Below are 13,479 nucleotides of genomic sequence, written 5' to 3' on the forward strand. Positions count from 1 at the left end.
CACCGGTTGCCGGGGCCGCCTCGCGGACAGGCCCCGGCAACCGGGAGTCAGCTCAGCTTGGCCGGCACGTTGTACGCCTCCACCGACAGCCGCGGGGACTTGACGGAGCGCCGCGGCGCGACCGTGACCGTGCGGGACTCCCCTGGCAGCAGCCAGAAGTAGTTGTCGCCGTAGATCGTCGGCAGCACGCGGTCCTTGCCGTTGTTCTCGCGCAGCGACAGCCGCACCATCGCGGCCACGGTCTTGCCCGTGTTGCGGATCGTCGCGGTGTAACCGTCCTTGCCCGCCGGGCGAAGGCTCGTCGACAGCTGCGTGCGCCCGAGCTGGTTGAGCGCGCGCATCGCCGTGTCCGCCTGGTAGCGCCAGTAGGTGTTCTCCGAGACGACGGCGCCGTGCGAGTCCGTCATCGTCAGGCGCAGCAGGTGCAGCGCCGGCAGGTCCGCGCCGAACGGCACCGTGAACGCGGCCGTGCCCGAGATCGGGGCCACGTCGACCTTCTGCGTCTGCGCCGCGCCCAGCGGCTTGCCGTCGAGCCCGTGCAGCTGCGCGGTGACGGTCATGCCGCTCATGGCGTCGGGGGTGTGGTTGATCGCGCGCACCTGCCAGGTCGTGAGATCCGCCTGCACGTGGCGGGCCTCGCAGCCCTTGCGGGAGCCGTAGTAGCTGCCGTTCACGTCGAGGTCGTAGTCGTAGGTCTGCCACACCGTGCTGTGCCAGGCCGGGTGCGACATCCACAGCAGCACGCCGGTGGCGTCGTTCCACAGCTTCGAGTTCCACGCCTCGAAGATCGCGCGCATGCTCTCGAAGTTCACGAACTGCGCCTTGCGGCAGAACTCCTCCAGGCTCGACGAGGGCGCGAGCCGCGCGTCGATCGCCGCGAGGTAGGTCTGCGGCGACTGGTTGCCCTGCGTGGACCAGTCGTGCAGAAACCACGGCGCGCCGATCGGCCAGCCTGGGTCGCCGTCACCGACGAGGTTGCGCATGCTCTCCACCACGGACACGGTGGGAATGCCGATCTCGCTCCAGAACCCGGCCTTGCCGCCCGTCGCCTCACCCGTGAAGTACTGCTTCGGGTCGAGCCAGCGGTACGGGCCGTCGCCGGTGATCACGCCGCCGGCGGAGTTGCTCTGGTACAGCAGGTCCGTGTTCTCCGTGACGATCGCGCGCAGCGCCTGGTCGATCACGGCCGGCGGGGTGCCCTCGTTGCAGCCGAACCACACCGCGACCGACGGGTGGGAGCGGTAGCGCAGCACGGTGTCCTTGGCCTGGGCCAGGAAGATGTCGTGGTTGGCCGGGTCGGTGGAGAACCCGTCCCAGAACTCCGTCCACACGAGGATTCCGTACCGGTCGCACGCCTCGAACAGCTCTTCGCGGTAGGAGGAGCCGATCCAGTTGCGCAGCATGGTGAAGTTCATGTCGCGGTGCATCGCCACGACGTTGTCCACGCGCTCCGGCGGCATCCGGCGCAGCAGCTCGTCCCAGCCCCAGCTGCCGCCGCGGCAGAACACCTTGACCCCGTTGACGATGAACGTCAGTGGCTTCGCGGAGTTGTCCACCGACGTCACGTCGGTCCAGCTGTCGCCGTCGGCCGAGACCTGGATGCGGAACGTCTGCGCGTACGCGGTTTCCCACGCCAGCACGACGCGGTCGAACGACGTCGTGGCGCCGAGGTCGACCTGCAGCCACTGGTTGTCGGCGTACTCCGAGGTCCAGCGGGTCTTCGGGTCGCCGTCGAACGCGTTCTGCGGCGGATTGCCGTCGGCGACCGTGGAGCTGGTGCCCGTCTTGCCCTGGGCCAGGTCGGTGCCGGCGTTCGCACTGTCCACCACGGACATCGTCCAGAGCGAGAACCCCCAGCCGGTGGCGCGTTTGTCGCACTGCACCCGGACGTAGCGCGCCTGCTGGGGCGCGAGGTCCACGGTCTGGGAGGCGACACCGTCGACGGGCACGATCGGCTGGTCGTAGGTGTAGGTGATCTGGCGGATGCCGAACTTGAGGCTCTTGCGGTCGCTCACCGCGGAGCCGATGGCCGCGGTCACCGTGAGATCGTGCAGCGTCGCGTCGCCGTAGCCGTTGGGCCACCACAGCTTCGGGTTCTTGATCCGCAGCTGCGGGAAATCGGACGGCGCGAAGACGGCCGCGCCCTCCGCACCCGGCGCGACGGTGACGGTGCTCGACACCGAGATCCCGTCGAACGCCGCGGTGACCTTCACGCGCTGGGCCACCGAACCGGCGTTGCGGACGGGGACCGTGATGGTCACCTCCGCGACGTCGGTCGCGGGCAGGTTGGGCAGTTTCGTGTCCACGCGGGCGTCGCCCACCACGATCGCGCCGGTCGAGCGCAGCCGGACGTGGTTCCAGATGCCGGACGCGCGGTCGCGCACCGCGGGCATCCAGTCCCAGCCGGACACCGCGACGAGCGTGGGCGAGTTCGCGAACATCGTGCCGCCCGCGTCCACGAAGGACTGCCCGGCCGGGCCCTTGTCGCCCGGGCTGCCGGGAAACGGCATCGGCGCGATCTTCACCGCGACGTTCTGGTCGCCGGTGCGGCGCAGCGCCGCCGTGACGTCGAGGGCGGCCCGGCCGAACGGGTGCGCCAGGTTGCCGACGTGGGCGCCGTTGAGCCAGATGTCGGCCTCGTGGTTGACGCCGTCGAACTCGAGCCACACGTGCCGGCCCGCCGAGGTGTCGAGGCCGCGCGGCACGGAGAACGTGCGGCGGTACCACCAGGAGTGCCGCGAAAGGGCCTCGGGGATGTGCATGTTGCCCATGCCCTTGACCGGGTCGGGCAGCTGCCCCTGCTCCACGAGCGAGCCGAGCACCGTGCCCGGCACGGACGCCGGCAGCCAGCCGCGCGTGTCGACCGCGGTGCCGGACAGGACGGCGCCGTCGGTGCTCGGCGCCCAGTCCTGCATGGTGAGGACCCAGCCGGACTCCAGCGGCACGGAGCCGTCGGCGGCCACCGCCAGCGCCGGCGGGTTGTCGTGGCCGCGCACGGGGAACGACGTCCAGCCGCGCACGGCCGGTCGGTTGTCGCGGGTGGTGCCGTAGACCTGGAACCCGTTGAGCCCCAACGGGTTAGTGGTCGACCCGGCGGAGCTCGTGAGGCGGACCCAGCGCGCGGCGACGGCCGGCTTCAGCGGGATGGTCACCACGCCGCCGGTGCCCTGCGCGGTGCTGTAGACGGTGCGCCAGGCCTTGCCGTCCTGGGAGACGTCGAGGTCGAACACGGTCGCGTAGCTCGACTGGACCTCGGTGCCCTTGGTGTTGCTGCGCGAGGCGGCCGGGTCGAACGCAGGGTCGCCCGGGCGGGCCTCGAACGTGAGCACCACGGAGTCGACCTGGCAGCGGCCCTGCAGGTCCACGATGATCCACTGCGAGCCGCTCCCGGCCGCGCGCCAGCCGGAGCCCTGCACGCCGACCTGCGCGAGGCCGTCCACCGCGAACTCGGCCGGGGTGGCCGCGTAGTCGGTGGAGGACACCTGCACCGGGCGGAACAGCGCCAGGTCGGTCGAGCTGTGCCCGTCGGCGACCGCGGGGGAAGCGGGCGCCGCCGAGGCCACGCCCGGCAGCACCGCCGTCAGGCCGAACCCGGCCAGCAACCCGGTGCCGGCGGCCAGCACGCCCCGGCGCGACAGTGCCGAATCCGCGCCCGGCGCGCCGCTCTGGTCCAACGTCATGGGATCTCCCGGTCTCGAGACAAAACCCGTCCTCGTGACGCGGGGACCGCAGGCGTCGACGTCGACGGGTGACAACGTTGCCAGGAAGCTTCCCGGCCGCTCACCCGCCCGTCAAGAAGACAAGAGAGACAAGAATCGGCCGAGATGACATCGATGTCGGACGCCGGGAGGGCGCCGCCGGTCAAGAACCGCAAGGGAAGCCGAGGTGCCCGGTTTGTCCGGCCGGGCGCGTCCGGGTGGATCGGACGCGCCCGGCCGGACGGGTCAGCGCACGAGCACCGCGTCGCCGATCGGGCGCTCGCCCGTGGCGTCCGACGGGTGGTTCACGAGCTGTCCCGCGACGGCCATCGCGGTGGAGCCACCGCCGTCGAGGTTGAGCGCGTCGACCGCGCCGAGGCTGCGCATCAGCTGCGCGCCTTCCTCGATCGTGACGCCTTCGCTGACGCCGGGCTGCCGGCCGTCGACCGTCACGAGCAGCAAGCGGCCCTGCGCGTCGAGCCCGGCCATCGTGCGCGGCTGGCGCTGCTCGGCCCAGGCGTACCCGAACGACAGGTCCTTCGGGTCGAGCACACCCTCGGTGGCGGCGTCGATGGCCTGGCGGCCGTTGCGCAGCAGCATCGGCGCCGCGCTGACGATGCCGTCGCCCGCGCGGAGGTCGACCGGCCGGCCCGACGCGGTGCGCACGCGCTCGTCGACGGTCAGCTTGCGGCCGGCGACGGCGTGGGCGGTGAGCCAGCCGGCGGCCGCGCCGATGCCCTGCACGGCGGAACCGCCGGCGGGCACCGCGCCACCACGCGCGCCCACGGTGAGCACACGGCCGTCGCGGCCGAGGGTGACCTGCGTGCCCGGGCCGGCCGGCAGGGCGGCGCCGAACTCGCCGGTGAAGAGCACGAGGTCGTCGGCTGTGGTGCAGGTGAAGTCCTGCCGGGGCTTCGTGGTCGGCGTCAGGCCGGGCCGGCCGCAGTCGCGCACGACACCGGGCTTGCGGTTCACGCCTTCGACCGGGTGGGTCGCCGCGCCGGAGCCCAGGGTCACCGTGGACGTCACGTTCTCGATGGACACGTCGCCGCGGCGGCCGAGCACCAGCGCCGCGCGGGCGCCGGACGACTGCGACTCGAGCTTGCCGTCGTAGGCGGCGAGCCCGGCGGGCACGCCCTGGAACCCGTCGGCGTCGGCGGTCACGAAGAACCCGCCGTTCACGGCCACCAGCGCGCCCGTCTTCGCCGCGATCGACGACGTGGTTTCCCGCTGCGCCACCGTGCCGTCGTGCGTCGCCTCGATGCTGCCGTGGAAGCGGTCGCGGTCGATCACGGCGACGTGGACGCGTTCGGCGTCGGGCGCCTGGTCGGCGTCGTAGCCCGTCCACTCCGCCACGGCGCTGAACCCGGCCGCCTTCAGCGTCGTCGCCGCAGCGGTGGCCGCGGCCTGCGCCGGGTAGGAGCCGGTGCGCACGCGCACGCCCTCGACGCCGTGCGGGGTGTCGGAGAAACCGGGCCAGCGGACGGTGTCCTGCCGCGCCGGGTCGCCCGCCGCGGCCAGCTTGGCGGCGGTGTCGCGCGCCCAGGCCGCCGTGCCGAGCTCGGCCGTCGTCGCGGCGCCGGTGAGGATGTTCCGGGCCGGCGCGGTGATCGTGACCGTCCAGAACGGAGGGTGGGCCGTGCGGCTCAGCACGCCGGTGAGGACGGTGACGCCCGGCGCAACCACGTCGGTGGTCCAGGTGTAGCCGGCGGGACCGGGCACCGACGCGTCGGCGGCCGGCGTGACCACCGCCGCCGTCCCTGCGACGACGACGGCTGCCGCGAGCACGCGCCGGGCGCGTGACGAGGTGAACACTGTGGGTTTCTCCCTTGCCTCAAGCGGATCCGGGTGAGTCCACCCGGCGCCGTCGACCCGGACCTGTCCGGCGGCTGGAGCGGCGGTGAACTCTGCCGAACCGGATACGTACGTAGTTTCTCCGTAGGACTTCCGATGTGCGGGCCGCGCCGAGCCGCGAGTCTTGAAGGACAAGAAGCACCACCGACACGGAGGTCCCCATGGCGATCGACTCGCTTCGCCAGCCGTGCCCGGTCTGCTTCCGGTCCACCGTCCTCATCAGCCACTGGTGGGGCCGGCAGTGGACGCACGTCGGCACCTGGCGCCCCGGCTGCGAGCCGGCCGGGCGCGACCGGGAGGCGTTGCACTCCCCCGCACCGGACACCAGACCGCCCGCATCGGATCTGGCTGCCTGAAAGAAAAGCGCCCCCGCGGAAAGGAGGTCCTCACTCTCGCCCCCGATCGAGTGAGCCGACCCGCCGAACCCCCGTACCCGCGCCGCACCGTGGTACGGGGTTCGGTGCTGCCCGGATAAAACGGAACAACCTGACATCGGCCACCGCGAGACGTACTCTCACAACTCGTGGAGGTGGTCTCGATGGGGACGCTGCCCGCAGAGCTGACCAGCTTCATCGGCCGGCAGCGCGAACTGGTCGAGGTCCGCAGACTGCTGTCCGCGGGACGGCTCGTCACGCTCACCGGGGCCGGCGGCGTCGGCAAGACCCGACTCGCCCTCCGCGTCGCCGACCAGGTGGCACACACGTTCCCCGACGACGTCTGGCTGATCGAGCTGGGCGACCTCCACGATCCCGCGCTGCTCGCCCAGACGGTCGGCGCGGCGTTCGGGATCCGCGACGCCGACGAGGACCCGCCGCGCCGGCTCGCCGAGTACCTGCGCGACAAGAGCCCGCTGCTGGTGCTCGACTGCTGCGAACACCTCGTCGAGGCGTGCGCACGGCTCGCGCGCGACCTCCTCGCCGCGGCGCCGGACCTCCGGATCCTCGCCACCAGCAGGCACGTGCTGGGTGTCCAGGGCGAACACGTGTACGCCGTGGCGCCGCTGGCGGTGCCGGAAGTCCACGACCTCGCCGGTGCCGTCGGGCTCGACGCGGTGACGCTGTTCACCGAACGCGCAACCGCCGTGTCCAGCCGGTTCGCCCTCGACAGCCACAACTGGTCCATCGTCGTCGAGGTGTGCCGCCGGCTCGACGGGCTGCCGCTGGCGCTCGAGCTGGCCGCCGTGTGGCTGCGCACCCTGGCGATCGACGAGCTCCTGGACCGGCTCGACGACACTTTCCAGCTGCTGAGCCCCAACCCGGTCGCGCCGCAACGGCAGAAGTCGCTGATGAGCACGATCGACTGGAGCTACCTGCTGTGCACACCGCGTCAGCGGGTGCTGTGGACGCGTCTCGCGGTGTTCACCGGCGGGTTGCACCTCGCGGCGGCCGAGGAGGTGTGCTCCGGAGACGGCATCGACCCCGGCGACGTGCTCGGCCTGGTGGCGGGGCTCGTGGACAAGTCCATCGTGCAGACCTCGGCCGACCGGGCGCCGACCCGCTTCCGCCTCCTGACGACGATCCGCGAGTACGGCCGGCAGAAGCTGGCCGAGGCGGGCGGCGAAGCAGCGATGCGCAACCGGCACAGCGAGTACTTCCAGCGCCTGGCCCAGCGCGCCCAGACCGACTGGGACTCCGGAGCCGACCAGGTCGAGGTGTACGCGACGGTGCTGCGCGACCACGCGAACCTGCGCACCGCGCTCGATCACGACCTGGGCACCCCCGCTCGGTACGCGGCCGGCCTCGACCTGGTGGTGACCCTGCACTTCTTCTGGCTGCAGTGCGGCCACCTCACCGAAGGCCGGCTGTGGCTCGCGCGGGCGCTCGACGTGAACCCCGAACCGAGCCGCGACCGCGCTCGGGCGCTGTGGATCAGCGCGTACGCCGCCTGTCTCATGGGCGAACCCCGCGCCGCGCTGCCGCTGATCCGTGAAGCCGAGGACTGGGGCCGCCGCAACGGCGACGAGGTCGTGCTCGGCTACACGGAAATGCTGACGGCGGCGTGCCACTTCCTGGAAGGAGATTTCCCGACGGCCACCACGGTGTTCCGGAAAGCCCACGACCGCTTCGCCGGCATCCCCGGCTACACCAGCATCAAAGTGCTCAGCCTGGGCACGGTGGCGCAGTCCGAGGCGTGGGGTGGTGACCCGGCAACGGCGGTCGGAGTCGCGGACGACGGCCTGGCCGCGTGCGATGCGACCGGTGAGCTGCGCGCCCGCACGCACCTGCTGTATTCGCGTTCGCTCGCGCAGTGGATGCTCGGCGAGCATGACGCGGCGGAAACGGGGCTGCTGCGCGGAATTCGCACGGCGCGCCTGTTCAACGACATCCTCAATGCGGCGCTGTCGGTGGAGCTGCTGTCGTGGACCGCGGCCGCAACCGGCCGGACGGAGCTCGCGGCCGAGCGCCTCGGGGTGGCCCACCGCGTGTGGCCGCTGACCGGCGGCAAGGCGATGCTCGGGATGCGCCGTCTGCTCGACCAGCACGCGGCGTGTGAACAGGCGGTCCGCGAATCCCTCGGGAACGCCCGGTATCGCACGGCGTTCAAGCGTGGCGCCGAGGCTTCGACGAATTTCGAGGCCGCCCTCGCCCACCTGCTCGGTGAGACCGTCGCCCCTCCCGCGCCGGTCGCGCCCGTCCGGGACACCTCGGAGCCCGAGCTCACGAGCCGCGAGCTCGAGGTGGCCGAGCTCGTCGCCGAGGGGCTGACCAACAAGGAGATCGCGCAACGGCTGGTGATCAGCCGCCGCACGGTCGAGTCCCATGTGGACCACATCCTCGGCAAGCTGGGCTTCAGCTCGCGCAGCCGGATCCCGGCGTGGCTCGCGCAACGGCGCGGCTGAGCGTCACCGCCCGGGCAGCCGGGACTCGATGCCGTCCAGGAGGAACCCCAGGCCGAGGTCGAACTGGACGTCGCGGGGCGGGCCGGCCGGCTTCGTGAGCCACGCGGTGAGCAGGGGCACGGCGGGGTCGGCGGCGGCGAGGTCGCGCACCGACGCCAGTGCCTCGGTGAAGGCTTCGCCGGTGGGTTCGTGGCGCGCTTCCTCGGCTTCCTGCGCGCCGCTGCCGAGGACGTGGCGGTCGATCAGCGCGGCGTAGGTCATCGCGTCGGGCAGCGTGGCGCCGCGCGCGGTCAGGACGGCGAGCATGAACTCGAGGCGCCGCATGAGGTGCGGGCCGGCCGGCGGGCGGGTGTGGGCGAGCAGCGCGCACCACGGGTGACGCTTGAGCATGCCGCGCGTGTCCAGCGCGAGGGCGCGGAGGTCTTCGCGCCAGTTGCCACCGGGGGCGGCGGGCACGGGGACCTCGGCGACGGCCGCGTCGAGCATGAGGTCGCTGAGGCCTTCGCGGCTGTGGACGTAGCGGTAGAGCGCCATCGACGTGTAGGGGCCGAGCCGGCCGGCCACGGACTTCATGGTGACCGCGGCGCCTTCGTCGGCCAGGGCGATCGCCGCGGCGACGATCGCTTCGCGGCCGAGGGAGCGCTGGCGCGGCGGAGGCGGGGGCAGCGTCCAGATCAACGGGGGCTCTGCTGGCATGCGCTGAGTTTATCGCATATAGTTTGAGTTTATCAGTGAAACTTTCAAGGGGATGCGGTGACCGAAGTACTGCCGGTGTCCGGCTGGGTGTGGTGCGGGGCATCAGTTACGGGCTGTTCGGCGAGCCCGGTGAGTTCGTGCCGCATGCGCGCGCGCTCGGCGCCGGGCTGCTGCGCGCGTACGTGTTCTGGAGCCAGGTCGAGCCGCGGCCCGGCGAGTACGACTGGACGGCGGTCGACGCCCTGCTGGCCCAGCTCGACGGCGACGAGGAGGTGTGGCTGACCGTCTGTTCCAGCTCACCGTGGGCGACGAAGGTGCCGACAGACTTCCTGCCGCCTTCGCCGGCGCACGACCCGGCCACCTACGGGCGGTTCGCGAGGGAGCTGGTGCGGCGGTGCGCGGGCCGGGTCCACTTCTGGCAGTGCGACAACGAACCGAGCAACACCGGGCTGCTGTGGGCCGGCACGGCCGAGGAGTACGTCGGGCAGCTGAAGGTGCTGCACGACGGGGTGAAGGAGGTCGATCCGGCCGCGCTGGTGGTGCTCGGCGGGTGCGGGTACGTCGTGTTCTCGAGCGAACCCGGCAGTGAGCCGCGGAAGTTCTTCGACCACCTCGTGTCGGCGGGGCGCGAGCACTTCGACGTGTTCAGCGTGCACCTCTACGGTGATCCGTCGGCAGTTCCATCCTATGTGGACACTGCGCGCGAGATGATGGCCGCGTACGGCGAGCCCAAGCCGATCGTGGCGGGCGAGCACGGCGGGCCGGTGCCGTTCGAGTTCCCGGAGCTGGAACCGGTGATGCAGCAGGCCTTCCTGAGCGCGTTCGCCGACGCGCCCGCCACGCAGAGCACCGGCGAGCTGCAGGAGCGCGCGACCCAGGAGACGCCAGAGCGCGCCGCGATGCGGGCGCTGTACGCGCGGATGGCCGAGCTGCCGCCGCGGCTGCAGATGTTCCTCGACGGCTGCCCGCCCGAGCTCGACGCGCTGCGCGACCGGATCGGCTGCCGGCAGCTCGTGGTGCGCACGGTGCTGGCGCTCGCGTCGGGGATCCGGCGCACGGCCTACTGGAACCTCGCGCCGGAGGTGCCCGGGCCCGTCGACCCGCTGCAGATGATGCACCTGCTGTTCGGGAAGCTGCCGCTGCTGGGCTAGCACGGCCGGTCGTTGGCGGTGCGGCGGCCGATGGCCGACACGTTTTCGCTGGTCGCCGAGCAGCTCGCGGGGGCCGAGCGAGTGTCGCGAATGGACACCGAGGTACCGGCCTACGCCGCCGAGCGCGCCGGGCGCGGCCCGCTGGTGGTGGTGTGGGACCAGCGGGATCCGGTGGACGGGGAGCAGGAGCCGCCGGTCCCGGTGACGCTGCCGTGGACCGCGTCCGAGGCGGTCGCCGTCGACGCCTTCGGTGCGCCGGTGTCCGTGCGTCTCGACGGCGGCACGGTGCGGCTGGCCGTTTCGCTCACGCCGGTGTTCGTCAGCGGGCCGTGACGCGGGAACTACGATGCGCTGGTGGAACTGCGCCAGCTGCGGTACTTCGTCGCCGTCGCCGAGGAGATGAACTTCGGGCGGGCCGCGGAACGGCTGCACATCGCCGGACCGTCGCTCTCCCAGCAGATCAAGGCGCTCGAACGTGACCTGGGGGTGCGGCTGTTCGACCGGGACCGCCGTTCGGTGGCGCTGACCGCGATCGGCGAGTCGCTGCTGCCGGGCGCCCGCGCGCTGCTGCAGCAGGCGGACGACCTGCGCCGCCGGGCCACCGGGCTGTCGAGCACCGAGGCCGTGCGCCTCGGCTACGTGAACTGGCGGCCCGCCGACCTCGTCGAACGCACCGCCGGCGTCGCCCGCGTGCAGGTCGACGCGTGGGTACTGCCTTCGCACGCGCAGGCCGGGCGCGTCGCCGACGGCAGCATCGACCTGGCCATCTGCTGGGTGCAGACGCCCGACCTCGCCGACCAGGACCTCACCGCGCGCCTCATCGGCGCCGACCACCTCTACGCCGTGTCCACCGGCACCGACACCGCACCCGTGGCGGCGAAGGACGTGGTGGTGCTGGTCGACTCGGACACGCTCAGCTGGTCGTCGTGGAACCTCTACGCCGGCCAGTTCGCGCGCGACACCGGCGCCACCGTCGAGCGGACCGACGACGGGGGTATCACCGGCCCGGCGTTCTTCGAGCACGTCCGCCGCCTGCGCCGGCCCGTGGTCAACTCGCCGAAGGGCCAGACGACTCCCCTGCCACCGGACCTGGTGCGCCGCCCCATCGTCTCCCCGACGCCGTGCTGGACCTGGTCGCTCGTCACCCGCCGCGACGACACCCGCGCTTCCGTGCGCGCCGTCGTCGACGCCCTCACCGCGGACCTCGGCACCTTCGGCCTGGACGACTCGACGTGGGTGCCCGCGACCGACCCGTACGCCCGCCGCACGCCCGACCCCGTGTGAGCCGCGGCCTCCGACGTCCGAGGGATCCGGTCGTGGCGCCCGCCGCCCGGCGGGGCGCAGGATCTCCTTGCCGCAACGGCATCCCGAGGAGGCCACCATGCAGGAGTTCCTGGTCCGCATCACCACCACCATCCCCGACGGCACCGACCCCGCCGAGGTCGACCGCCGCCGCACCGCCGAAGCCGCGCGCGCCCGCGAGCTCGCCGCCACCGGCCACCTCGGCCGCCTGTGGCGCCCGGTCGGCGAGCTGCGCAGCATCGGCATCTGGCGCGCCGACACCGAAGCCGCCCTCCGCACCGACGTCCTGGGCACCCTCCCACTGCGCGACTGGATGACGTTCGAGATCACGGCGCTCGAACCGCATCCCAACGACCCGGGGCCGCAGGCCTGAATCCCGAGACCTACGCGCCGCCACCGGTGGCGGCGACCCGCTTTGCGCGGAAGGTCCGGGACCGGATCGGATCCCGCCCGGCGCGCGCCGACGGATCCACGCCCGGCCCACCGCACGCACTGGCTCCCCACAAGCGACGCTGCCGCAAGCCGCCTTCGGCGACGGCCCCAGCGAACGACTCTCTCGGCACCGCACCTTCACCACGAAATCCCGCGCCAACCGAACCCACGCCCAGCGCACCGCCCGCGCCGACTCCCCACAAACGAAGCCGCCGCAAACCGCCTTCGGCGACGGCCCCAGCGAACGACTCTCTCGGCACCGCACCTTCACCACGAAATCCCGCGCCAACCGAACCCACGCCCGGCCCACCGCACGCACTGACTCCCCACAAGCCAGGCCGCCACGAACTGCGCTCGGCGGCGGTCCTGCGAGCCCCTCTCAGCACCGCACCTTCACCACGAAAGTCCCGCGTCAACCGAACCCACGCCCAGCGCACCGCCCGCACTGACTCCCCACAAGCCAAGCCGCCGCAAGCCGCCTTCGGCGACGGCCCAGCGAACGACTCTCGACACCGCACCTTCACCACGAAGGTCCCGCGTCAGCGGACCGGCTGCGCGCCCGTTGCGAAGCGGGCCGAAGCGGCCAGCAGCGCGTCCAGTGCCGCCCGGATGCCGCTGTGTTCCTCCTCGCCCGCGCGGCAGACCGCGATGATCGTGCGGGACAACGCCGGGCGGGTGGTGAGGATGCGTACGCCGGCCGGCGGTGTGCCGCGGGCCAGGCGCGGTACCAGAGCCGCGCCCGCGTTGCCGGCGACCAGGGCCAGCTGCGTCGGATAGCCGCCGACCGTGCAGCTGATCCGGGGCTCCAGCTGTTGCGCCCGGAGGACGTGGACGAGCCATTCGTAGCAGCCCGAGCCGGCGGTCCAGGCGATCCACGGCACGTCGTCGACCTCGGCCAGGTCGACGGTGCGGCGGTGCGCGAGGCGGTGGGTGCCGGGGAGGGCGAGGTCGGCGACGTCGGAGAAGAGCGTGGTGGCGGTGACCGTCGGCGGGAGCACCGTGGGGCGGTCCGCCCAGCTCTCGGCCACGGCGATGTCGAGGTCGCCCGCCACGACCTGGGGCAGGGTCTGCTCGGCCTCGCCCTCGCGCAGCGTCACCTCGAGGCGCGGGTGCTGGGCGGCGAGCGTCGCGAGGGCCGGCGGCAGAAGGGCGTGGATCGTCGTCGGGATGGCGCCGAGGCGCAGCGGGCCGAGCACGTCCTCGTTGAGCAGCTCCAGATCCGACCGCGCCTGCGCGACCTGGGCCAGGATCCGGCCGGCGTGCCCGGCGAGCACCTGGCCCGCGCGCGTCAGGCGCACGCCGCGGCCGCGGGGTTCGAGCAGCGCCTGGCCGGCCTCGCGTTCCAGCTTCGCGAGCTGCTGCGACACCCCGGACGGCGTGACGTGCAGTGACGCGGCCGCCGCGGCCACCGAGCCGTGCTGGGCGACCGCGTGCAGGGCGCGCATGCGATCCAGGCTGAACACGGTAGTGATGCTACCGAATTCCGCTCAGGAACATTCGCTTGTCC

The 13,479-nt window shown here is 72.6% G+C and carries 10 protein-coding genes; 6 read left to right on the top strand and 4 right to left on the bottom strand.

Annotated elements, in window-relative coordinates; all coding sequences use genetic code 11:
* Window positions 1–47: 47 nt before the first annotated feature.
* On the bottom strand, window positions 48–3,680 hold the full coding sequence (locus tag AB0878_RS04690; protein ID WP_366576495.1) for a discoidin domain-containing protein: 3,633 nt from the start codon (window positions 3,678–3,680) through the stop codon (window positions 48–50).
* A gap of 264 nt (window positions 3,681–3,944) precedes the next feature.
* A complete protein-coding gene (locus AB0878_RS04695; protein ID WP_366576497.1) occupies window positions 3,945–5,513 on the bottom strand; it encodes a phosphodiester glycosidase family protein in 1,569 nt (522 codons plus the stop codon).
* 200 nt (window positions 5,514–5,713) lie between these two features.
* Between AB0878_RS04695 and AB0878_RS04700 the strand changes: the two genes are divergently transcribed.
* Both AB0878_RS04700 and AB0878_RS04705 read left to right on the top strand, forming a co-directional pair.
* Window positions 5,714–5,908, top strand: coding sequence for a hypothetical protein (locus tag AB0878_RS04700; RefSeq protein ID WP_366576499.1), 195 nt, complete (start codon window positions 5,714–5,716; stop codon window positions 5,906–5,908).
* 182 nt (window positions 5,909–6,090) lie between these two features.
* Window positions 6,091–8,391: a LuxR C-terminal-related transcriptional regulator gene (locus AB0878_RS04705; RefSeq protein ID WP_366576501.1), complete on the top strand. Its 2,301-nt coding sequence runs from the start codon at window positions 6,091–6,093 to the stop codon at window positions 8,389–8,391.
* 3 nt (window positions 8,392–8,394) lie between these two features.
* On the opposite strand, the gene AB0878_RS04710 is transcribed toward AB0878_RS04705, so the two are convergent.
* Window positions 8,395–9,087 carry a TetR/AcrR family transcriptional regulator C-terminal domain-containing protein gene (locus AB0878_RS04710; protein WP_366576503.1) on the bottom strand — a complete coding sequence of 231 codons (693 nt, stop codon included), beginning with the start codon at window positions 9,085–9,087 and terminating at the stop codon, window positions 8,395–8,397.
* Window positions 9,088–9,179: 92 nt separating this feature from the next.
* On the opposite strand from AB0878_RS04710, the gene AB0878_RS04715 reads away from it, so the two are divergent.
* The 4 genes from AB0878_RS04715 (at window position 9,180) to AB0878_RS04730 (ending at window position 11,913) form a co-directional block, all read left to right on the top strand.
* Complete coding sequence (locus tag AB0878_RS04715) at window positions 9,180–10,238, top strand: hypothetical protein (protein WP_366576505.1); 1,059 nt, start codon at window positions 9,180–9,182, stop codon at window positions 10,236–10,238.
* A 30-nt stretch (window positions 10,239–10,268) separates the two neighbouring features.
* Entirely contained in the window at window positions 10,269–10,571 is a 303-nt protein-coding gene (locus AB0878_RS04720; RefSeq protein ID WP_366576507.1) for a hypothetical protein, read from the top strand.
* Window positions 10,572–10,592: 21 nt separating this feature from the next.
* Window positions 10,593–11,522: a LysR family transcriptional regulator gene (locus tag AB0878_RS04725; RefSeq protein WP_366576509.1), complete on the top strand. Its 930-nt coding sequence runs from the start codon at window positions 10,593–10,595 to the stop codon at window positions 11,520–11,522.
* 97 nt (window positions 11,523–11,619) lie between these two features.
* Window positions 11,620–11,913, top strand: coding sequence for a muconolactone Delta-isomerase family protein (locus AB0878_RS04730; RefSeq protein WP_366576511.1), 294 nt, complete (start codon window positions 11,620–11,622; stop codon window positions 11,911–11,913).
* Between the two features lie 598 nt (window positions 11,914–12,511).
* Here AB0878_RS04730 and AB0878_RS04735 read toward each other — a convergent pair.
* Window positions 12,512–13,435 carry a LysR family transcriptional regulator gene (locus AB0878_RS04735; protein WP_366576513.1) on the bottom strand — a complete coding sequence of 308 codons (924 nt, stop codon included), beginning with the start codon at window positions 13,433–13,435 and terminating at the stop codon, window positions 12,512–12,514.
* Window positions 13,436–13,479: the final 44 nt, after the last annotated feature.

This window comes from Amycolatopsis sp. NPDC047767 (assembly GCF_040704195.1).
GTDB lineage: Bacteria > Actinomycetota > Actinomycetes > Mycobacteriales > Pseudonocardiaceae > Amycolatopsis.